Origin of the sequence: Pandoraea vervacti, assembly GCF_000934605.2 — a bacterium.
Classification (GTDB): domain Bacteria; phylum Pseudomonadota; class Gammaproteobacteria; order Burkholderiales; family Burkholderiaceae; genus Pandoraea; species Pandoraea vervacti.
Genome location: NZ_CP010897.2, coordinates 4,111,941 through 4,132,144, shown reverse-complemented (window position 1 = coordinate 4,132,144; position 20,204 = coordinate 4,111,941). Strand labels below are relative to the sequence as shown.

Annotated in this window: 20 protein-coding genes; 11 read left to right on the top strand and 9 right to left on the bottom strand. The window is 63.3% G+C overall.

Annotated features, from left to right (window positions below):
• Positions 1 to 3 precede the first annotated feature (3 nt).
• The 7 genes from UC34_RS17925 (at position 4) to UC34_RS17895 (ending at position 8,474) form a co-directional block, all read left to right on the top strand.
• Positions 4 to 3,183 (top strand): efflux RND transporter permease subunit, encoded by a 3,180-nt coding sequence (locus tag UC34_RS17925; RefSeq protein ID WP_044456638.1) that lies wholly within the window; start codon positions 4 to 6, stop codon positions 3,181 to 3,183.
• 3 nt (positions 3,184 to 3,186) lie between these two features.
• Complete coding sequence (gene adeC / locus UC34_RS17920) at positions 3,187 to 4,683, top strand: AdeC/AdeK/OprM family multidrug efflux complex outer membrane factor (protein WP_044456637.1); 1,497 nt, start codon at positions 3,187 to 3,189, stop codon at positions 4,681 to 4,683.
• A gap of 505 nt (positions 4,684 to 5,188) precedes the next feature.
• The gene (locus UC34_RS17915; protein ID WP_044456636.1) at positions 5,189 to 5,452 is read left to right on the top strand and encodes an acyl-CoA-binding protein; all 264 of its coding nucleotides are present in this window, start codon (positions 5,189 to 5,191) and stop codon (positions 5,450 to 5,452) included.
• Positions 5,453 to 6,045: 593 nt separating this feature from the next.
• Positions 6,046 to 6,369 carry a hypothetical protein gene (locus UC34_RS17910; RefSeq protein WP_044456635.1) on the top strand — a complete coding sequence of 108 codons (324 nt, stop codon included), beginning with the start codon at positions 6,046 to 6,048 and terminating at the stop codon, positions 6,367 to 6,369.
• A complete protein-coding gene (locus tag UC34_RS17905; protein ID WP_084070779.1) occupies positions 6,366 to 7,334 on the top strand; it encodes a PilW family protein in 969 nt (322 codons plus the stop codon). The genes UC34_RS17910 and UC34_RS17905 overlap by 4 nt, the downstream gene beginning before the upstream one ends.
• Positions 7,313 to 7,954, top strand: coding sequence for a pilus assembly PilX family protein (locus UC34_RS17900; protein WP_044456633.1), 642 nt, complete (start codon positions 7,313 to 7,315; stop codon positions 7,952 to 7,954). Before UC34_RS17905 ends, UC34_RS17900 begins: the two co-directional genes overlap by 22 nt.
• A gap of 22 nt (positions 7,955 to 7,976) precedes the next feature.
• A complete protein-coding gene (locus tag UC34_RS17895) occupies positions 7,977 to 8,474 on the top strand; it encodes a GspH/FimT family pseudopilin (protein WP_052811121.1) in 498 nt (165 codons plus the stop codon).
• A gap of 110 nt (positions 8,475 to 8,584) precedes the next feature.
• Here the strand turns inward: UC34_RS17895 and UC34_RS17890 are convergent, their stop codons facing one another.
• The 3 genes from UC34_RS17890 to UC34_RS17880 all read right to left on the bottom strand — a co-directional run bounded on the left by UC34_RS17890 (position 8,585) and on the right by UC34_RS17880 (position 9,922).
• Positions 8,585 to 9,121 carry a DUF3318 domain-containing protein gene (locus UC34_RS17890; RefSeq protein WP_052811120.1) on the bottom strand — a complete coding sequence of 179 codons (537 nt, stop codon included), beginning with the start codon at positions 9,119 to 9,121 and terminating at the stop codon, positions 8,585 to 8,587.
• A gap of 13 nt (positions 9,122 to 9,134) precedes the next feature.
• On the bottom strand, positions 9,135 to 9,518 hold the full coding sequence (locus tag UC34_RS17885) for a phage holin family protein (RefSeq protein ID WP_044456632.1): 384 nt from the start codon (positions 9,516 to 9,518) through the stop codon (positions 9,135 to 9,137).
• A gap of 95 nt (positions 9,519 to 9,613) precedes the next feature.
• Complete coding sequence (locus UC34_RS17880; RefSeq protein ID WP_044456631.1) at positions 9,614 to 9,922, bottom strand: ElaB/YgaM/YqjD family protein; 309 nt, start codon at positions 9,920 to 9,922, stop codon at positions 9,614 to 9,616.
• 213 nt (positions 9,923 to 10,135) lie between these two features.
• Between UC34_RS17880 and UC34_RS17875 the strand changes: the two genes are divergently transcribed.
• Positions 10,136 to 10,774, top strand: a complete 639-nt coding sequence (locus tag UC34_RS17875; protein ID WP_044456630.1) for a peroxiredoxin — start codon at positions 10,136 to 10,138, stop codon at positions 10,772 to 10,774.
• A gap of 354 nt (positions 10,775 to 11,128) precedes the next feature.
• Here UC34_RS17875 and UC34_RS17870 read toward each other — a convergent pair whose 3' ends face one another.
• Complete coding sequence (locus tag UC34_RS17870) at positions 11,129 to 12,322, bottom strand: acyl-CoA dehydrogenase (protein WP_044456629.1); 1,194 nt, start codon at positions 12,320 to 12,322, stop codon at positions 11,129 to 11,131.
• A 163-nt stretch (positions 12,323 to 12,485) separates the two neighbouring features.
• Here UC34_RS17870 and UC34_RS17865 point away from each other — a divergent pair, with 163 nt between their 5' ends.
• Entirely contained in the window at positions 12,486 to 13,334 is an 849-nt protein-coding gene (locus UC34_RS17865) for an IclR family transcriptional regulator (protein ID WP_237165144.1), read from the top strand.
• Between the two features lie 635 nt (positions 13,335 to 13,969).
• Here UC34_RS17865 and kynA read toward each other — a convergent pair.
• From kynA to UC34_RS17840, 5 genes are all read right to left on the bottom strand, one after another.
• Complete coding sequence (gene kynA, locus UC34_RS17860) at positions 13,970 to 14,953, bottom strand: tryptophan 2,3-dioxygenase (protein WP_044456628.1); 984 nt, start codon at positions 14,951 to 14,953, stop codon at positions 13,970 to 13,972.
• A gap of 16 nt (positions 14,954 to 14,969) precedes the next feature.
• Positions 14,970 to 16,223, bottom strand: coding sequence for a kynureninase (gene kynU / locus UC34_RS17855; protein ID WP_044456627.1), 1,254 nt, complete (start codon positions 16,221 to 16,223; stop codon positions 14,970 to 14,972).
• 88 nt (positions 16,224 to 16,311) lie between these two features.
• Positions 16,312 to 16,947 (bottom strand): arylformamidase, encoded by a 636-nt coding sequence (gene kynB, locus UC34_RS17850; RefSeq protein ID WP_044456626.1) that lies wholly within the window; start codon positions 16,945 to 16,947, stop codon positions 16,312 to 16,314.
• 260 nt (positions 16,948 to 17,207) lie between these two features.
• Positions 17,208 to 17,660, bottom strand: coding sequence for a MarR family winged helix-turn-helix transcriptional regulator (locus tag UC34_RS17845; protein ID WP_044456625.1), 453 nt, complete (start codon positions 17,658 to 17,660; stop codon positions 17,208 to 17,210).
• Between the two features lie 8 nt (positions 17,661 to 17,668).
• On the bottom strand, positions 17,669 to 18,187 hold the full coding sequence (locus UC34_RS17840; RefSeq protein ID WP_150627150.1) for a flavin reductase family protein: 519 nt from the start codon (positions 18,185 to 18,187) through the stop codon (positions 17,669 to 17,671).
• A 145-nt stretch (positions 18,188 to 18,332) separates the two neighbouring features.
• On the opposite strand from UC34_RS17840, the gene UC34_RS17835 reads away from it, so the two are divergent.
• Positions 18,333 to 19,379 (top strand): 2,5-dihydroxypyridine 5,6-dioxygenase NicX family protein, encoded by a 1,047-nt coding sequence (locus tag UC34_RS17835; protein ID WP_044456623.1) that lies wholly within the window; start codon positions 18,333 to 18,335, stop codon positions 19,377 to 19,379.
• Positions 19,376 to 20,191 (top strand): alpha/beta fold hydrolase, encoded by an 816-nt coding sequence (locus UC34_RS17830; protein WP_044456622.1) that lies wholly within the window; start codon positions 19,376 to 19,378, stop codon positions 20,189 to 20,191. Before UC34_RS17835 ends, UC34_RS17830 begins: the two co-directional genes overlap by 4 nt.
• The last annotated feature ends 13 nt before the right edge of the window (positions 20,192 to 20,204 follow it).

Sequence of the window (20,204 nt, the reverse complement as noted above, 5' to 3'; positions counted from 1 at the left end):
TTCATGGCAAAGTTTTTTATTGATCGCCCGATCTTTGCTTGGGTGATCGCCATTGTCATCATGCTGGCCGGTGCGCTGTCGATTCTGAAGCTGCCGGTCTCGCAGTACCCGCCGATCGCACCGCCGTCCGTGCAGATCACCGCGACCTATCCGGGCGCTTCGGCGCAGACCGTGCAGGATACGGTCACGCAGGTGATCGAGCAGCAGATGAACGGTATCGACCACCTGGAATACATGTCGTCGACGTCGGACGGCTCGGGTACCGCTCAGATCACGCTGACGTTCGCGCAGGGGACCAACCCCGACATCGCTCAGGTGCAGGTGCAGAACAAGCTGCAACTCGCCACGCCGCTGCTGCCGCAGCAGGTGCAACAGCAGGGTATCAAGGTCGCCAAGGCGACCAAGAACTTCCTGCTGGTGATCGGCGCGTATTCCGATGACGGCACGATGACCGACATCGACCTGGCGAACTACATTGCGGCCAACGTGCAGGACCCGATCAGCCGTGTGAACGGCGTGGGGCAGGTCCAGCTCTTTGGTTCGCAGTACGCCATGCGCGTGTGGGTCGATCCGCAGAAGCTCAACGGCTACAACCTGACCGTCATCGACGTCTCGAACGCCATTCAGGCGCAGAACGTGCAGATCTCGGCCGGTGAGCTGGGTGGCGCGCCTGCGGTGAAGGGGCAGCAGCTCAACGCGACCGTGACGGCACAAAGCCGTCTGCAAACGCCGGAGCAGTTCCGCAAGATTCTGCTCAAGGTCAACAAGGACGGCTCGCAAGTGCGTCTGGGTGACGTGGCGCGCATCGAGCTGGGCGGCGAATCGTATCAGGTGGTGGCGCGTTACAACGCCAAGCCTGCCGCCGGTCTGGCCATTACGCTGGCCACGGGCGCGAACGCGTTGCAAACGGCGACCGCAGTCAAGCAGCAGGTCAAGGAACTCGAGCCGTACTTCCCGCAGGGCATGAAGGTCGACTATCCGTACGACACCACGCCGTTCGTGAAGATCTCGATCGAGGAAGTGATCAAGACCCTCATCGAAGGTATCGTGCTGGTGTTCCTCGTGATGTATCTGTTCCTGCAAAACCTGCGGGCGACGATCATCCCGACGATTGCCGTGCCGGTGGTGCTGCTCGGTACGTTCGGCATCATGGGCGCAGCGGGCTTCTCCATCAACACGCTCTCGATGTTCGGCCTGGTGCTGGCCATCGGTCTGCTCGTCGACGATGCCATTGTGGTGGTCGAAAACGTCGAGCGGGTGATGGCCGAGGAGGGGCTGAGTCCGAAGGAAGCGACGAAGAAGGCGATGGATCAGATCGTCGGCGCGCTGGTGGGTGTGGCGCTCGTGCTCTCGGCGGTGTTCGTGCCGATGGCGTTCTTCGGCGGCTCGACCGGCGCCATCTATCGTCAGTTCTCGCTGACGATCGTGGCGGCAATGGCGCTCTCGGTGCTTGTGGCTATCGTGCTGACGCCGGCCATGTGCGCGACGATCCTCAAGCCGATCAAGAAGGGCGAAGTCCACGAAAAGCGGGGTTTCTTCGGCTGGTTCAACCGCAAATTCGACAGCGGCTCGAAGGCGTATCAGGGACAGGTGGAGCGCATTCTGAAGCGCACCACGCCGTTCGTGGTCGTCTACGTGGTGATCGTGGCCGTGGTGGGCTTCCTGTTCGTGCGCATGCCGACCGCGTTCTTGCCGGACGAAGACCAGGGCTACTTCTTCAACCTCGTGCAATTGCCGCCGGGTGCGACGCAGGAACGTACGCTCGACGTCATGAAGCAGGTCGAGAAGCACTACCTCGAGAAGGAAAAGGATTCGGTTCGTTCGATCTTCACGGTGACGGGCTTCGGCTTTAACGGCCGGGGTCAGAACGTGGGTCTGGCGTTCACGATGATGAAGCCGTGGGAAGACCGCCAGGCATCCGACCTGAAGGTGCAGGCCGTGATCGCGCGTTCCTACCAGGCATTCGCCAGCGTGAAGGACGCCATGATTTTCGCCATCAACCCGCCGTCGGTGCCGGAACTGGGTAACGCGGGCGGTATCGACTTCGAGTTGCAGGATCGCGCGGGCCTCGGCCACGACGCGCTCATGGCAGCCCGGAATCAGTTGCTCGGCATGGCCGCGAAGAACCCGAATCTTGCGAACATGCGTCCGAACGGTCTGGACGATACGCCGCAGTACAAGGTGGATGTCGACGAGGAAAAGGCCGCAGCACTGGGTCTGTCGATCTCGGACGTGTACCAGACGCTCTCGGCATCGTGGGGTTCGTCGTACGTGAACGACTTCATCGACCGCGGTCGTGTGAAGAAGGTCTACGTGATGGCGGAACCGAAGGACCGGATGCTGCCGCAGGACATCAACAAGCTCTACGTGCGTAACAGCAGTGGAACGATGGTGCCGTTCTCGGCCTTCGCCACGGGCAAGTGGACGTACGGCTCGCCGCGCCTGGAGCGCTACAACGGCGTGCCTGCCGTGGAAATTCAGGGCATGCCTGCACCGGGCAAGTCGTCCGGCGACGCGATGAAGGCGGTCGAGGAAATCGCAAAGCAACTGCCGCCGGGCATCGGTCTGGAGTGGACGGGGCTGTCGTTCGAAGAGCGCATCTCGGGCTCGCAGGCGCCGGCGTTGTATGCGATCTCCATCCTGATCGTGTTCTTGTGTCTGGCAGCCTTGTACGAAAGCTGGTCGATCCCGTTCTCGGTGATTCTGGTGGTGCCGCTGGGGGTTCTGGGCGCACTGCTGGCTGCCACGCTGCGCGGATTGTCGAACGACGTGTACTTCCAGGTGGGTCTGCTCACGACGGTGGGTCTGTCCGCGAAGAACGCGATTCTGATCGTGGAATTCGCCAAGGATCTGCAGGAGCAGGGACGTACGCTGATGGAAGCGACGATGGAGGCGGTGCGGTTGCGTTTGCGTCCGATTCTGATGACGTCGATGGCGTTCATTCTCGGCGTGTTGCCGCTGGCGATTTCGAACGGTGCCGGCTCGGCGTCGCAGCACGCGATCGGTACCGGCGTGATTGGCGGTATGCTGGCCGCGACGTTCCTCGCGATCTACTACGTGCCGGTCTTCTTCGTGCTGGTGCGCAAGCGCTTCGCACATGAGGATCTGGACACGGTGGAGCATCCGGAGGCACGTCATGAAAACCCGGACGCAACCAACGGTCCCGCCAAGGAAGGAAACTGACCTATGAAGCACAAAGCATTGCCGATTGCCTTGGCGGCAGCGTTCCTGGCAGGCTGTACCCTCGCGCCGACCTATGAGCGGCCCGAGGCGCCGGTCGCCACATCGTTCCCCACCGGCCCGGCTTACAAGACGCCCGCCGCAGCGAACCAGAACGGCGCCACCGACAGCAATGTCGTGGCGGCCGAGCTGGGCTGGCGCGAGTTCTTTACCGACCCGCGTTTGCAAAAACTGATCGAGATCGCGTTGCAGAACAACCGCGACCTGCGCGTCTCGATGCTCAATGTCGAAGCGGCGCGTGCGCAGTACCAGATCCAGCGCTCGGCGCTGCTGCCCTCGGTGGGGGCGGCAGGTCAGGCGTCGGTGCAGCGCTCGCCGGCGGACTTGTCGTCGTCGGGACGTGCGGGCATCAGCCGCAGCTATCAGGTGGGCGTGGGGTTCACGTCGTACGAACTCGACCTGTTCGGTCGTATCCAGAGCCTGAAGGATCAGGCGTTGGAGACGTATCTGGCGAGCGAGGACACGGCCAAGGCAGCGCATATGACGCTCGTCTCGGAAGTGGCGACGGCCTATCTCACGTGGCTGGCCGATCAGGAGTTGCTCAAGCTCACGCAGGACACGCTCAAGAGCCAGCAATCGTCGTATGACCTGACCAAGCGCAGCTACGAGGTGGGCACGGCTTCCGGGCTGGATCTGCGTCAGGCGCAAACGCCGGTCGATACGGCGCGGGCGAACTTCGCGCAGTACACGCGTCAGGTGGCGCAGGACGAGAACGCGCTGGCGCTGCTCATCGGCCAGCCGTTGCCGGCCGATCTGCCGCCGGGGCGTCCGCTCGACGGGCAGGGCCTGCTGGCCGATCTGCCCGCCGGGCTGCCGTCGGACCTGCTCCTGCGACGTCCGGACGTGACGGCGGCCGAGCACACGCTCAAGGGCGCCAACGCGAATATCGGCGCAGCACGCGCGGCCTTCTTCCCGTCGATTTCGCTGACGGCGAGTGCAGGGACCGCGAGCGCGTCGCTGAGCAACCTGTTCAAGGGCGGGCAGGGCGCCTGGTCGTTCGCGCCGACCATTACGTTGCCGATTTTCGCGGGCGGGCAGAACATCGCCAACCTCGATCTGGCCAAGGTGCAAAAGCGTATCGAGATCGCCAACTACGAGAAGTCGATTCAGACGGCGTTCCGCGAAGTGTCCGACGGGCTGGCCGCACGCGGCACGCTCGATGATCAGATCGCGGCGCAGGAGTCGCTGGTCAAGGCGAGCGACGAGAGCTACAAACTCTCGGACATGCGTTACCGCCGGGGCGTGGACAGCTATCTGAACGCGCTTGTGGCACAGCGCTCGCTGTATGCGTCGCAGCAAACGCTGATCGCGACGCGTCTGGCGCGCTGGACCAATCTGGTCACGCTGTACAAGGCGCTCGGCGGCGGTTGGGAAGAGCACAGTGTGCCGGCGAATGCCGGCGGTGCATCGGAACCCACGGCGTCGGCGGCATCGTCGTCGTGATGTCGTGATGTCACGGCGGGAGGGGGCGAGCAAGTCCGTTGCCCCCGAGCCTCCCGCAGTGATGTGAGCTTTGCAAATCGGAACGCCCGGCGTGTCACTGCGCCGGGCGTTTTGCATGGTGCGTGATGTCTGGCCGACGTTCGCGTTATGGTGTCGCAATGGGCTCGCTATGGACTCGTTACGGTCTCGATATGGGCTCGAGATGGGCTCGAGATGGGCTCGAGATGGGCTCGAGATGGGCTCGAGATGGACCCGTTATGTTTGCGCGGTTTTGTCTCGTCGCTTTGCGGTCGTGTTCACTGAAAAATCGGCTCAGTTCCCAAGAGGTTTAGACGCGGGGTTCTACGCTGGCCCCTACCTTGCTCAAGCCATCGTCGCTATCCTTGATTGCGTTGTATTCGCAACACCCCGAGCGTCGACGCCTCTGCCACCAATGTTCTTCTGACATCGCCTGGTCGTCGCGCGGGTCACTTATAAGCTGACAGTTTTTCCAGGGAGAGACACCATGAGCGATCTTCAAGCGCGTTTCGACGAAGCGGTAGCCCAATCCAAGACGCTGCCCGAACGCCCCGACAATCTCACGTTGCTGCGCATTTACGCGCTGTTCAAGCAAGGCACCGAAGGCGACGTGACCGGCTCCCGCCCCGGCGCGATGGATTTCGTCGCGCGCGCCAAGTTCGATGCCTGGGACGCGCTCAAAGGCCAGTCGAAAGAGGAAGTGCAGGAGGCTTACGTCGCGCTCATCGAATCGCTGAAGGTCAAGGGCTGACGATGCGCGCGGTGTTCGCATTGAGTGAGGCCTGAGCGCTGCGCATGTCTCGTGAGGCATGGTCGCGCAACATGCCAGGAACGGCGACTTCGGTCGCCGTTTTTTTATGGGCGAGCGCGTCGTTGCGTCGGCCTTACGTCATGTTCCGGCATATGGCATACGGCGTGCGGCATGCAGTGTGTGAAGAGTGAGGTGGCCGATAACGGGGGCGGTTTTGCGGTGTCGTCCGATTGGCGTGGTGATGGTGGTGCGCGACGATGGGCACGTCGTCAACGATCAACGAGATGAGGACTCGCACCATGCAACAGGATCGCCACCACGTGATGCACATGACCGGCCAACATACGGCGCGCGACACGCGCGCCGCAGTGCGGATGAAACGCGCGCGACCGCTCGAGTCACGAGTGCTCGGCGCGCCGGGGAGGCCCGGAGGGGCGTTTCAGGGGGCGGGGCAACGGCGGGGACCATTGGGCGTGACGCGCGTATGCACATCGTCGCGCAAGACGTCGTGCGACACGTCTGTCTCGCGGGTTTGCTGCGCACGGGAGGCGCCCGGCCGACGTCGTACGCGAGGGGCGGCGTTGCTTGATGTGATGTTCACGCTGACAGCGCTGATGGCCGGGGCACAGGGCTTCGCGCACTGGCAGGCCGCCGGCGGCATGTCGTCTGCGGCGCTCGTGGCACGGCCGCAGGCGATGACGATGGCGATGCCACCGGTCTCCGTCGGCGAAGGCGCTGCTCAGGGGCATGATGGGCGTGATGGGCATGATGGGCGTGATGGGCGTGACGGGCGTGATCGCTCGCGCTCGCCTGCCGATTTGTCGGTGGCGTCGATGATCGTCGATGGTCACCAGGGCGAGATCACGATGTCGTCGCTCGGGGCTGAGGTGATGCCGGTGATGGGGCGTCGTTCATGACGACATTGCACAGGCGCATTCGCCGGGCAACGCCAATGCGCGACGCCAGTGGTTTTACGTTACTCGAATGGGTGATCGCCATGCCGTTGGGGCTGCTGATCGTCATGGCGGCGACGGCGATTTATCTCGCCGGCATTCGGTTGTGGCGGGTGCAGGCCGAGCGATACGACGTGAACGAGCGTGCCATCTTCGCGTTGACGCAACTCGGGCGCGCGGTCGGCATGGCGGGCTACCGGAACTGGGATCCGGCAGAAGGGTTGATCCGCGCACTGGACGACGACGGCAAGCGTGACTGGCCGTCGCTGCGAGCGAGTGCCGAGTGCGCGAGCACGATCGACACATGTCCGAAACGCGGTTGGCAGGGCAGTTCGATCCTTGAGGTGCAATTCCACGGTGCAGGCTTTGGCGACGACAACGGCAACGGCAGCGGCGCCGTGCAGAACTGTGCGGGCATCAACGTGCGCGCGCGCAGTGGTGGTGATAACCGCAATCTCAGCATCTTCTACGTGGACAAGGGCGAAGACGGCATTCCGTCGCTATTTTGCCGTTACGGCGAACGTGCGGCGCATTTCACCGATCTGCATCCCGCCCAGGCGTTGGTGATCGGTGTCGAGGCGATGTACGTTCGCCTCGGGATTCGGGCAAATGGCACGGGGCCGTTACGTTGGGTGGCGCCGCTCAAGAGTGCGCGACGCAAGCCGCCCAATGCGCCAGTCGGCTCGGGCGGTTGGGAAAACGTCAGTGCCGTAGCGTTCTCGCTGGTGCTGCGTGGTGCGCCGCGTGCAGGCGGCAAGCAGCGTGCGGGCCGCACGGTGGAAGTGTTCGACAAGGCGACGGGAGGCCGCGAATACAAGTGGTTCTCCAATGCGGGCAATGTCCACCTGCATGTGTTCAATGCAGTGGCTTATCGCCGCAATGACGGTGGTGTCGGCCAGGAGGCACGATGGTTGGCGTCTTCATCGTGATGTGGCTGGCGGCGCTTATGGCGCTGGCGGCTTCGGGCATGCAACATCGGCAGATGGCAACGCGCTTCGTCGCGTACACGAACGACCGGGTCGAAGCGTTCACCGCTGCCGACCGGGCACTTCTGGTCGCGCGCGACAGGCTCGTGAACGGCGACGAAGCCGCCGACATTGCGGCATTGTCCGAGTTCGACGCCGGGCCCCACGGCGTGATCGCGGCGAGCTATCGCGACAGCGCCCGGGTGCCGAATCTCGCGGCGGGATGGGGGAAGGTCGACTGGAACGGTCATGCGGTCGTTGCCGTGGATAACGCACGGTACTTCATCGAGCGAATTGCCTTTACCGGCGTTTTCCCCGATGCCGCGCTGGCAAAGATTGCGAGGGAGTCGTCGATCCGCCGTTATCGGGTAAGTGCGATGGGATGTGGCAAGTTGCCCGGAACGCGCGTGTTTTTGCAGGCCGTCTACGAGGTGAGCGCGTCACGCACGCGTGCGGGTCCCCGTGGTGCGAGCGCTAACGCATTCTCATCGCGGATGCTGAACTGGCGAGAGGTCGTGGCCTGGCACGACAGCTCGATCGTCAATGCCGAACCCGGAAGGCGTCGCGAGCGTTGCGATGTGTGAGCGGCGGCGCGGGTATCGTCCAATGCGCGGCCTCACCTTGATCGAATGCCTTGTCGCAATGGCGATACTGGCGATTGCGTTGCTGGCGGTTGCGCCGTCGATAGAAGCGGTGCGTCGCCGGGTCAGCGTGGACGTGACAGCTCGGGCGTTTCTGGCAACGATGCAGTGGGCGCGCGCCGAGGCGTTGGGGCGGCACCGGCGCATTGCGATCGCGCCGCACGACGGCGCCAGCCTGAGCGGCGGCTGGGTGACGTTCGTCGACGAGAACCGGAATCATCGGTTCGACGACGGCGAATTGCTGTTGGCGCGGCATGCCCCCTTGCCGCAAGGGGTGTCGGTCGAGGCGAAGTGGGGCTTGTATTACACCGAGGGACTGGCGTTCTCGGAAAGCGGATTCATACGAACGGAGGCGCGTAAATGGCTGTCGGGGACGGTGCGTATTACCGGGCACGATCGACGCGTCTGCTTCACCATCAATGCCTACGGTCGGGCACGTGTGGCGAAGCGCTGCGATGCGTAGCGAGCGGCCGATGACCGTGGGCGGCGATGGACGACAGCGGTCTGCGGTGGTTTGCTGCGGTCTGCGGTCAGCTAGTGGGCACGATGACCCACTGAGCATGACCTGGATCGTTACATCAACGGCGGGGCGCCGCGATCGTCCCTTTTGGATTCGGGCGTAGGCGTCGTGCCCGAAGCGCGCGGCACCGAGGGAGCGCTGCTACCGGGCGCGTCGCTCGGCTGGGGCGACGACTTCGTCGATTCCTGCCAGAGCTTGATGCCTTGCCAGGCGAGCACGCCGAGGCTGCCCCACTTGAGGCCCCGTCTTGCGAGGCGTCCGACAGGGGTATGCGACAACCCGGTCAGGGCGATCGATGCCACCGAACTCACGAGCGGATAGCGCTCGAGCAGGCCGCCGAGTTTGAGGCCCGAACTGGCGAGTCCGCCGAGGCCGGTGATGTTGGAAAAACCTCCGGGCAGCAGATAGCGAACCCAGCGGAAGTTGCGCAGACGTTCGCGCGTGACATGTGACGCCTGAATCAACTCGGCGCGTTCGACGGCGATACGCGTGAGCACGAGTTCCTTGCGAATGGCGAGGAGTTCGTGACGCGAGCGCCGCGACTGCCGAGGGCGACGCGGACGTTGAGAGCGGTTCGGTTCCAGCGGCACGGGCAGATCTCCTTCAGTCCGGACGCAAGGCGTCGCGGTCCTTTTCGAATTCGGCCAGTGTGGCTTCGAACGGCATTGGCGCATCGCGCAGGATATTGCGCGCGCGCATCGCACACCAGCTCGCGAGCAGCAGATACACGATGAAAACGCCGGACATGGCCTGGAGGCGGTAGGTGTCCCAGAAAATCACGATCACCAGCGCGGTCAGCGACACCAGGGCGAGAGCGCCGAAGAGCATTGCGGCAAGGCCGAGAAAAGCCACGCCCATCAGGCGTTCCTTTTCTTCGGTCAGTTCAACGCCGATGAGTTCGATGCGCGACTGTACGATCTCGAGCAACGCACCGGCGAGGCGCCGCAGCGAAGGCCGCGGCGGGGTCGTGCGATCATTGTCGGTCATGGGCTGAGCTGGGCGGCCCGCCTGACCCGTCGCACTGGTCAGGCAGGCTCCGCCTCGGGCAAAGTAGGCGAGAGAGTGACTTGCGTCGGCGAAGCTTACTTGCGATTGAGCAGCAGGCCGATCACCACGCCGATGCCGGCGGCGATGCCCACGGCCTGCCACGGATGATCATGCACGTAGTCATCGGTTGCGCGAGCGGCCTGCTTGCTCTTTTCCACAACGACGACCTGAACGTCCGAAGCCTTTTCCTTGGCTTGCTTGAGCAGCGCGAGGGCCTTGTCGCTCAGCTCGGAAGCGCGCTCGCCAGTCGTATTGGCAGCTTGCTTGAGCAGGTCTTCGGCGTCGGCGAGTACGGATTTGATATCGGTCATGAACTTCTCCTTGTTGGTATGCACTTGCGACATAGTCGTTACCCGGTTCGGGGAGGAAAATGCGTAAGGAATGTGCGGTATACGGGGCTTATCGTACCGCTTTCAACGCGTCGTTGCCAGAAAACAACACCCGGTTCACGGTATATTTCGAATGGTTATTTGGAACAAATTTTTTATTCGTTCTGACTAAGCTTAGCATCCTTTAGTCTTGATCCCACTGAGTTTTAGGTTCTCAAGGAGACCGTAATGACATTGCGTTTGGGTGATATCGCTCCCGATTTCGAGCAAGATTCGTCGATCGGCACGATCAAGTTCCATGAGTACCTTGGCGATGGCTGGGGCGTCCTTTTCTCGCACCCGGCCGATTACACGCCGGTGTGCACGACCGAACTCGGTCTGACCGCCAAACTCAAGGGCGAGTTCGAAAAACGTAACGTCAAGGCCATTGCGCTGTCGGTGGACGACGCCGAGTCGCACAAGGGCTGGATCAACGACATCAACGAAACGCAGAACACCACGGTCAACTTCCCGATCCTGGCCGACAAGGACCGCAAGGTCTCGCAGCTGTACGACATGATTCATCCGAACGCCAGCGAGACCGTGACCGTGCGTTCGTTGTTCGTGATCGATCCGAAGAAGAAGGTGCGTCTGATCATTACGTACCCGGCCAGCACCGGTCGTAATTTCGACGAGATCCTTCGCGTGATCGATTCGCTGCAACTGACCGACAATTATTCGGTCGCCACGCCGGGTAACTGGAAAGATGGCGAAGATGTCGTGATCGTGCCCTCGCTCAAGGACGAAGCGGTGCTCAAGGAAAAATTCCCGAAGGGCTACAAGGCAGTGCGTCCGTACCTGCGCCTGACGCCGCAACCGAACAAGTAAGCCGTTGCCCGACGCTTGCGCGTTGGTCAATAGAGAAAGCCAGCTCCGATGGGCTGGCTTTTTTGTTTGGTACGCGCCGTCACTCGTGGGATTGACGGCCCGCGGCATGCGGCTCGAGAACGACGCGTACCAGACAAGCGCATTGAAGGACTAAAGGGCTGAAGCACTCAAGCACTCAATCACTCAAGCACTAGAGCACCAGTGCACTAGTACACCGGTGCGCCACTGCAACGAAGTCTCGATACGTCGAACCGGGGCGCTTGTGACGGCGTGGGCGCGCTCAATCCCTCACGGTGCTATCGCCGTACGGCGTTCCGGTCCAACGTACCGCTTCCCTGCGGTGACGGTCTTCGATCAGAAGAACGCCTGAATGCCGGTTTGCGCGCGTCCGAGGATCAGGGCGTGAATGTCGTGGGTACCTTCGTAGGTGTTCACCACTTCGAGGTTCACGAGGTGACGGGCGATGCCGAATTCATCCGAGATGCCGTTGCCACCGAGCATGTCGCGTGCGAGACGTGCGACGTCGAGCGCCTTGCCGCACGAATTGCGCTTCATGATCGACGTGATTTCGACGGCGGCCGTGCCTTCGTCCTTCATGCGGCCCAGACGCAGGCAGCCCTGAAGACCCAGCGTGATTTCCGTTTGCATGTCGGCCAGCTTCTTCTGGATCAACTGATTGGCCGCCAGCGGACGACCGAACTGCTGGCGGTCGAGCACATACTGACGTGCCATATGCCAGCAGAATTCCGCGGCGCCCAGCGCACCCCAGGCAATGCCATAGCGCGCGGAGTTCAGACACGTGAACGGCCCCTTCAGGCCTGAGACGCCCGGCATCAGGTTCTCTTCGGGCACGAACACCTGATCCATCACGATTTCACCCGTGACCGACGCGCGCAGACCGACCTTGCCGTGAATGGCCGGTGCCGACAGACCCTTCCAGCCCTTCTCCAGAATGAAACCGCGAATCTTCTCGTCGCCGTTTTCATCGGTGAGCTTGCCCCACACGACGAAGACATCGGCGATGGGCGAGTTCGTGATCCACATCTTGCCGCCGCTCAACTCGTAGCCGCCGGCGACCTTCTTGGCGCGCGTCGTCATGCCGGCCGGGTCCGAGCCATGGTTCGGTTCGGTCAGACCGAAACAGCCGATCCACTCGCCGCTCGCGAGCTTCGGCAGGTATTTCTGCTTCTGTGCTTCGCTGCCGAACTCATAGATCGGCACCATGACCAGCGACGATTGCACCGACATCATCGAGCGATAACCCGAGTCCACGCGTTCGACTTCGCGGGCGATCAGACCGTAGGCCACATAGTTCAGGCCGGGGCCGCCGTATTGCTCGGGAATCGTGGGGCCCAGCAGGCCGATCTCGCCCATTTCGCGAAAGATCGACGCGTCGGTGCGCTCGTGACGGAACGCTTCGAGCACGCGCGGGGCGAGCTTGTCGTTCGCATACGCCGCGGCAGCGTCGCGAATCATGCGCTCGTCGGTGGTGAGCTGTGCGTCGAGCAACAGCGGATCTTCCCAGTGAAACTGTGCATTGCCTGCCATGACCCATCTCCTCCGTTCAACTTGACGAAAGTTCCGCAATGCGGAACAATGTTCTGAAATCGAAGTTAGTTTAACACTAAAGTTTTTTGCCCGGCAACGACCGATGTGTGCTTTGGCGTGAGCCGATTGTCGGGCGGAAGCGAAACGAGTTGCGGAGCGCGCGATGGCTGTGATCAAAACGTCCCTGTCTTCCCTGACCGGTGCACCGGCGCATGGGGTGCCACCGTCGCACGATGAGCGCAAGTTCGTAACTGCGCTCGCACGCGGACTGGATTTGCTGCGCGCGTTCGGGCCGGACGACGTGTTGCTCGGCAACCGCGACTTTGCGGCGCGCACGGGATTGCCGAAAGCTACCGTCAGCCGGCTGGCATATACGCTTACCGAACTCGGCTATCTGCGCTACGACGCGGAGCTTGGCAAATACGCGCTCGATGCCGGTGTACTCGCGCTGGGCTACGCCTTCCTTAACGGCACGGACTTGCTGACGCTTGCCCGCCCGCACATGAGGGCTCTGGCCCGGGAGATGGGATGTTCCATCTCGCTGGGTTGCCGCGAAGGCATCGACATGATGTATCTGGAGACGATCCGCAGCGACTCGGCGCATCTCACGCTGGGTCTTACCGCAGGATCTCGTCTGTCGATGTTGACCAGTTCGATGGGGCGCGTCTACCTCGCGGCCATGACGCCGACGGAGCGCGAGACCATGCTCTTGGACCTGCACGATGCCTACGACGCGAATCCGGCCGCATTGCGCAATGTCGGATGGGATGTCTTGCAATCGGGCGTCGACAAAGGCATCGAGTCATACAAACGGGAAGGATGCTGTTACTCGTTTCGCGAGTGGCACGAAGGGGTGAACGCGGTCGCGGTGCCGCTAAGAGACGTGCGGCAGAATCGCTGGCTGGCGATTAGTTGCAGCGGGCCGTCTTCGTCAATCCCCGACGCGGTGTTTCGCGATGAGATCGGCCCCCGTCTCAAACAACTGGCTGCGCGGCTGAGCGGGCAAGCCTGATCGGATCGAGTGGCCTGATCTGTCCGTGCTTGCTGTCCGCAATGTCCGTGGTCAATCGGCTCGGGTGTCGCCCGCGGCGCTCCACTGCCTTTTAAGTCGCACCGCGGGCGACACCCGAGCCGATCCGCAACCGCCATCGATGCGACGACACCCACCGAACAGGACAATGGATGGCGGTGATTGTCCGGCCCCTGACGTAGCGACTTAACAAGCATTGGAGCGGAGTCAGGGGCCGGGCAAGCGCCGCTGCCCCGGGCAGGAGATGAGGGCGTGGGACGCGTCTTTGCGAAGGTTTCCCGACGAGCGCAACGAGCTTAACCGACGCGGCCTGAGGTCAATCGGCTCGGGTGTCGCCCGCGGCGCTCCACTGCCTTTTAAGTCGCACCGCGGGCGACACCCGAGCCGATCCGCAACCGTCATCGATGCGACGACACCCACCGAACAGGACAATGGATGGCGGTGATTGTCCGGCCCCTGACGTAGCGACTTAACAGGCATTGGAGCGGAGTCAGGGGCCGGGCAAGCGCCGCTGCCCCGGGCAGGAGACAAGGGCGAGGGCGGCGTCCACACGAGGGTTTTCCAACGAACGAGCGCAGAGGCACCGACACACGCCCCGGCCAAGGGCGCGAGTCAAGTCACAGCAACGTCCGCACGTGCCACAACTCCGGGAACAACACGACATCGAGCATCTTGCGCAGATAAGGCGCACCGTTCGTGCCGCCCGTGCCCTGCTTGAAGCCGATGATGCGCTCGACGGTCGTCACGTGACGGAAACGCCATTGACGGAAGGCGTCTTCGAGATCGACCAGTTCTTCGGCCATCTCATAAAGCTCCCAGTACTGCGACGGGTTGCGGTACACCTCCAGCCAGGCCGCCTCCACCGTCTTGTCGTGCGGCGTCGGCTTCGTCCAGTCGCGCTCCAGGCGTTGCGGTGCGATCGCAAAACCGCGGCGCGCGAGAAGGCGGACCACTTCGTCGTAGAACGAGGGCGCCTTGAGCGCCGCTTCGACCTGCTGGTACAGATCGGGACGATGCGAATGGGGCGCGAGCATCGCCGCATTCTTGTTGCCCAGCATGAACTCCAGAATGCGGTACTGATACGACTGAAAACCCGACGAGCTGCCCAGCGACGGACGCATCGACGAATACTCCGACGGCGTCATCGTTGCGAGCACACTCCACGCCTGCACCAGTTGTTCGAGAATGCGCGATACGCGTGCGAGCATCTTGAACGCGGGCGGCAGTTCGTCGTTGTGCACTGCCGTGCGTGCGGCCTGCAACTCGTACAAGGCCAGCTTCATCCACAGTTCGCTCGTCTGATGCTGAATGATGAACAGCATCTCGTTGTGATCGGTCGAGCGCGGATGTTGCGCGTTCAGAATCGGATCGAGCGACAGGTAGTCGCCATAGCTCATGCTCTTCGAGAAATCGAGCTTGGCGTCATGCCATTGTGTCGCGTTGGCCGACGTCGCAGAAGTCTCCTGGGCTGCCGGCGCCCCGCCCGGTACCCCGGGCGTGTCGTCGCTGCGATGACCGAACGGGCACCCACCCTGTGCGGGCGTGGCGGACTCGCCGCCCGGCAGCGAGGTGTTGGAGGACGTGGGGGATGTCTTGCTCATGCTGACCACTCCTTGCTCAGGTCACCGCACCACGGCGATGGAACTCCGGCTTGTCCCACGACTCCGTGCTCAGCACGTCGCGCAGAATCTCGACCGAATCCCACACGTCGGCAAAGCTCGTGTAGAGCGGCGTCATGCCAAAGCGCATGATGCGCGGCTCGCGATAGTCGCCGATGACGCCGCGCGCGATCAGCGCCTGAATCACGGCAAATCCTTGCGGATGCTCGAAGCTCACCTGCGAGCCACGCGCGGCGTGGTCGCGCGGCGTCACGAGCGTGAGCGGGAATTGCGCGCAACGCGCTTCGACCAGTTCAATGAACAGATCCGTGAGCGCCAGCGATTTGCGACGCAGCGCCTGCATCGACGTCTGCGCGAAGATGTCCAGACCGCATTGCACCAGCGAGAGCGAAACGATCGGCTGCGTGCCGCACAGATAACGACCGATACCGTCGTCCGGTGTGTACTCCGGCGTCATTGCGAACGGGGTGCGGTGGCCCCACCAGCCCGACAGCGGCTGCCAGAACGTGTCCTGATGCTTCTTGTTGACCCACACGAATGCGGGCGCCCCGGGACCGCCGTTGAGGTACTTGTACGTGCAACCCACCGCGTAGTCTGCGTTTGCGCCGTTCAGATCCACCGGCACCGCGCCTGCGGAGTGGCACAGATCCCACACGGCCAATGCGCCCGATGCGTGAATCTCGGCAGTGCGCGCGGCCATGTCGTACATCGCGCCCGTGCGGTAGTTCACATGCGTGAGCAGAACCACCGCCACGTCGTCGCCCAGCGCACCGGGCAAATCGTCCGGTGAATCGATCAGGCGCAGCGAGTAGCCGTCGTCGAGCAGACGCGTGAGGCCCTGCACGATGTAAAGATCGGTCGGGAAGTTGCTGCGCTCGGAGACGACAACCTTGCGCTGCGGGGCGCGCGTGCGTTGTGCGTCGAGCGCTGCGGCCATCACCTTGAACAGGTTGCTCGACGTGGTGTCCGTGACCACCACTTCGCCCTTGCCCGCGCCCACGATCGGGGCGAGCGCGTCGCCCAGCGTGCGCGGCAGCGCGAACCAGTCGGCTTCGTTCCAGCTGCGAATGAGGCCGACGCCCCATTCGGCCGTAATCACCTCCTGAGCGCGTTTGGCCGAAGCGATCGGGCGGGCGCCCAGCGAGTTGCCGTCGAGGTAAATCACGCCCGGCGGCAGGTCGAACTGCGCGCGCAGCGGCGCAAGCGGATCGGCCGCGTCGAGGGCCAGACAATCGTTGCGGGAAGACGTCATGGTTTGCGTTGTCGAGTAATGGAACTGCAATGAAAGGAAAGGCAATGGAAAGGCGGAAAGGCTTTGAAGCGCGGTGCAGGCGCGAGGCTCAGAGCGAACGCAGCGCGGCGCGCACGGGGCTCGCGTCGAGCCGCATGAACTTCAGCGGCAGCGCGATGAGTTCGTAGTCGGCGGGCTCGATGGCGTCGAGCACCAGTCCTTCGAGAATCGCCATGCGGTGGGCGCGAATCCGGTGATGTGCGTCCATCGTCTTGCTCTGCTGCGGATCGAGCGACGGCGTGTCGATGCCCACGAGCGCCACGCCGCGCGAGGCGAGCAGATCGATGGTTTCAGGTGCGACAGCGCAGAACTCGCTGTCCCAGCGGTCCACAGGCGCTTGCGCATACGTACGCAGGAGCACTCGCGAAGGCACATCCGTCAGATAAGGCTCGACCATCTCGGGAGTGACGAGTGGCGACGCGCCGAGGCAATGAATCACGCGGCACGGACCGAGATAGGTCTGGAGATCGACTTCGCCGATACACACGCCTTCGTCGTCGTAATGACGCGGCGCGTCGGCATGCGCGCCGGTGTGCGGCGAGAGCGTGATCCGACCGACGTTGACGGGGCAGCCCGGACCGATCTGCCAGACGGCTTGCTCCGTGAAGGGCGTATCGCCGGGCCACACGGGCGTGTCGGCGCTCAGTGGTGCGCTGATATCCCACACGCGACGCTCGCGAGTCATGGAGGTATCTGCGGTGCTAGCCGCAGCGTTCGAAACGTTCATACGCAAGCGCTTTGTGAGGGCGAATCATGGAAGGAGAAATCCCAGATAGTGTAGGAAATTCCTCGCCGCAGGTGCTTGCGTATTCGAAGGGCGTGAAACGCTAAATTGAAATTCGGAAGGCGATTTTGCCGATTTCTCGGTGGATTATTTTAATTTTCGTGAAATTGATCGAATTCGATGCGAGTTCGTCGGAACTTGAAGCCGGGGGGCGAAAACATCTACGGCTGGCGGCAATCCGTCATCTGGTGGATGAGTTCGCGCAGCGCGTCCTTGAGTTGCGCCGATTGGGTCTGGCCGAAGCGGGCGAGCACACGCGCTTCGTGGCGGCGGGCGCTGTCGAGCAGTGGCTTGACGTGAACGATGCCCGCCCCCGTGAGCGAGACGAGCGACTGGCGTCGATCGGTCGCGCTCTCCCCCCTGAGAACGTAGCCCGAGGCTTCGAGTCGATCGATGACCTTGGTGACGGTCGGTTGCTTGGCAAGCACGATGTCCGCCAGTTGGTTGACGGTGCGTGCCCGGTCGTCGGAGAGCGTGGCGAGCACGCGCCACTCCAGCACGCCGAGACCTGCCGCGGCGACTTCGCGATGGAATTCGTCCGAGACCAGTGCGCTCGCGCGCGCGAGCAGGTACGCCAGATAGTCGTCGACGAAGGGCGCGCTCGCAGCAGACATGATGCGTCTTAGCCCAGCGATTGGGGTTTGTGGAAACTGCCGCCGTGGAAGACGAGCGGCGTACGATCGCCTGCCTGCGCATGCACGCCGCACCGCTCGACTTCGCCCACGAAGATCACATGATCGCCTTCGTCGTAACGGCTGCGGTTGTGGCACTCGAACCACGCCAGCGCACCGTCGAGCACAGGCGTGCCCGAGGCGGACAACGTGTACGGTACGCCCGCGAACCGGTCGCCCTTCATCGTCGCAAAACGCTTGCAGATGTCCAACTGATCGGCGGCCAGCACGTTCACCACGTAATGCGAGTTTTCACGGAAGACGGGCATGCTTCCGGCGCGCGTGGCGAGACTCCACAGAATGAGCGGTGGCGTGAGCGAGACCGAATTGAATGAGCTCGCGGTGATGCCGATGAGCGAACCGTCTTCGGCTCGCGTGGTAATCACAGTGACCCCGGTCGCAAACTGACTGAGCGCATTGCGAAAAGCCGTGCTGTCGAAATCTGGCGTTGCGGCGCGTTTGGCGTTCACTTTCCCTGCACTCCCGTCCGGCAAATTTGATCGGGTTGATTTGTATGAATATTCATATACTATGGCACGAACAACAGATCGACAAGACGCGTGATGGCCAACGGAGCCCCGCAGGGGCGCAAGGGTCAGACGCTCAGGAGACGATATGCTGATCGAGCGAATCGAGCATAAGTGGATCGACGTATTTGCCGAGACTTTGCGGCGCTGCGACATACGACCCGGTGATGTGGTGGCGATTGTAGCCGAAACGCAATCCCGGCCTGTCAACGTGGAATTAGCGCAACTGGCCGCCGAGTCGCTTGGCGCAAGGCCTTTCCGGCTGATCGTGCCCAGCCCGCGACTGGCCGCGCCGGTGCCCGTGCGCTCGACCGGCGCAAGCGACGCGTTGGGGCAATTGGCCCCGGTCGTCGCCGCGCTGAAGACGGCAACGCTCGTTGTCGATTGCACCGTCGAAGGCCTGCTGCACGCCCCCGAACTGCCGGAAATTCTCGGCGGCGGCGCACGCGTGCTCATGGTGTCGAACGAACATCCCGAGATTCTGGAGCGCTGCGCCACCGATCCGGCAATGGAGCCGAAGGTGCGCGCCGCCATCAAGCGTTTGCGCGGCGCAGCGCAGATGCACGTGACATCGGCCGCCGGGACCGATCTGCGCATCGGACTGCGCGACGCGCGCGTCGGCGGTGTGTGGGGCTGGTGCGCCAAGCCCGGCCAGGTGGCGCACTGGCCCGGCGGCCTGGCGCTGGCGTTTCCCGCCGCGCACAGCGTGAACGGTCAACTCGTGCTGGCGCCCGGCGACATCAACCTCACCTTCAAACAATACCTGCGCGACCGTATCGCACTGACCGTCGAGGATGACTACGTCGTGGCCATCGACGGCGAGGGCGTCGACGTGGATCTCATGCGCGATTATTTCGCGGCATGGGGCGATCGCGAGGCGTATGCCGTCTCGCACGTCGGCTTCGGCCTGAACCCGCGCGCGCGCTGGGATGCACTCGCCTGCTACGACAAACGCGACTGCAACGGCACGGAGCAACGTGCCTTCGCCGGCAACTTCCTCTACTCGACGGGCGCCAATGAGGTCGCGGGACGCCATACGCTGGGTCACTTCGACCTGCCGCTGCGCAAGTGCACGATCGCGCTCGATGGCGATGTCGTGGTGCGCGACGGGCAACTGCAAGGCGAATTCGCATGATGGCGTGCACCACGCTTGCCTGCCCCTCCTGTCGCGTGGAAGGCGACGGCCCGCTCACACTCGTGCTGCTGCACGGCATCGGCGGCAATCGCAACGTCTGGCCGGCGCAGTTCGAGACATTCGTTGCGGCGGGGTATCGCGTCGTGGCGTGGGACATGCCGGGGTACGGCGAGAGTGCGATGCCCGCCGCGCCGACGATGGCGGCCCTCGCGGACAGTCTGCGTACCTTGCTCGACTCGCTCGCGCCGTCGCGCTTCGTGCTGGTCGGTCACAGCATGGGCGGCATGGTGGCGCAGGAGTTGATGGCGCGTGGCGAACCCTTCACCCGCGATGTCGCCGCGCTCGTGCTTTGCGGCACGTCGCCCGCATTCGGCAAACCGGACGGCGACTTTCAGCGGGAGTTCGTGCGACAGCGCACCGCGCCGCTCGACGCGGGCAAGACACTGCGCGAGATGGCCGACGCCATCGTGCCGGGCATGCTGGGCGAGCCTGACGACGCCGCGCGCGAAGCAGCGCACGCGCTGGCCGTGGAGGCCATGGGCGCGCTCACGCCCGAAGCTTACCGCGCCGCCTTGCAGGCGCTGGTGGGGTTCGAACAGCGCGCAGCGCTGGCGCGTTTGTCCGTCCCCGTGTTGCTTGTCGCGGGCGAGCACGACAACAACGCGCCGCCGAAAGTCATGGCCCGCATGGCCGAGGTCATTCCGAACGCCCGCTACGTTTGCCTGCCGGGCGCCGGCCATCTGATGAATCTCACGCACCCCGCGGCCTTCGACGCCGAGGTGCGAGCGTTCCTCGCCGATCTGCGAGCCTGACTGCACGCCAGTC

What these genes read in the sequence shown, in the direction of transcription:
- UC34_RS17925 (WP_044456638.1), top strand. Translation starts at nt 4, where the DNA reads ATGGCAAAGTTTTTTATTGATCGCCCGATCTTTGCTTGGGTGATCGCC.
- adeC (WP_044456637.1), top strand. Translation starts at nt 3,187, where the DNA reads ATGAAGCACAAAGCATTGCCGATTGCCTTGGCGGCAGCGTTCCTGGCA.
- UC34_RS17915 (WP_044456636.1), top strand. Translation starts at nt 5,189, where the DNA reads ATGAGCGATCTTCAAGCGCGTTTCGACGAAGCGGTAGCCCAATCCAAG.
- UC34_RS17910 (WP_044456635.1), top strand. Translation starts at nt 6,046, where the DNA reads ATGTTCACGCTGACAGCGCTGATGGCCGGGGCACAGGGCTTCGCGCAC.
- UC34_RS17905 (WP_084070779.1), top strand. Translation starts at nt 6,366, where the DNA reads ATGACGACATTGCACAGGCGCATTCGCCGGGCAACGCCAATGCGCGAC.
- UC34_RS17900 (WP_044456633.1), top strand. Translation starts at nt 7,313, where the DNA reads ATGGTTGGCGTCTTCATCGTGATGTGGCTGGCGGCGCTTATGGCGCTG.
- UC34_RS17895 (WP_052811121.1), top strand. Translation starts at nt 7,977, where the DNA reads ATGCGCGGCCTCACCTTGATCGAATGCCTTGTCGCAATGGCGATACTG.
- UC34_RS17885 (WP_044456632.1), bottom strand. Translation starts at nt 9,518, where the DNA reads ATGACCGACAATGATCGCACGACCCCGCCGCGGCCTTCGCTGCGGCGC.
- UC34_RS17880 (WP_044456631.1), bottom strand. Translation starts at nt 9,922, where the DNA reads ATGTCGCAAGTGCATACCAACAAGGAGAAGTTCATGACCGATATCAAA.
- UC34_RS17875 (WP_044456630.1), top strand. Translation starts at nt 10,136, where the DNA reads ATGACATTGCGTTTGGGTGATATCGCTCCCGATTTCGAGCAAGATTCG.
- UC34_RS17870 (WP_044456629.1), bottom strand. Translation starts at nt 12,322, where the DNA reads ATGGCAGGCAATGCACAGTTTCACTGGGAAGATCCGCTGTTGCTCGAC.
- UC34_RS17865 (WP_237165144.1), top strand. Translation starts at nt 12,486, where the DNA reads ATGGCTGTGATCAAAACGTCCCTGTCTTCCCTGACCGGTGCACCGGCG.
- kynA (WP_044456628.1), bottom strand. Translation starts at nt 14,953, where the DNA reads ATGAGCAAGACATCCCCCACGTCCTCCAACACCTCGCTGCCGGGCGGC.
- kynU (WP_044456627.1), bottom strand. Translation starts at nt 16,223, where the DNA reads ATGACGTCTTCCCGCAACGATTGTCTGGCCCTCGACGCGGCCGATCCG.
- kynB (WP_044456626.1), bottom strand. Translation starts at nt 16,947, where the DNA reads ATGACTCGCGAGCGTCGCGTGTGGGATATCAGCGCACCACTGAGCGCC.
- UC34_RS17845 (WP_044456625.1), bottom strand. Translation starts at nt 17,660, where the DNA reads ATGTCTGCTGCGAGCGCGCCCTTCGTCGACGACTATCTGGCGTACCTG.
- UC34_RS17835 (WP_044456623.1), top strand. Translation starts at nt 18,333, where the DNA reads ATGCTGATCGAGCGAATCGAGCATAAGTGGATCGACGTATTTGCCGAG.
- UC34_RS17830 (WP_044456622.1), top strand. Translation starts at nt 19,376, where the DNA reads ATGATGGCGTGCACCACGCTTGCCTGCCCCTCCTGTCGCGTGGAAGGC.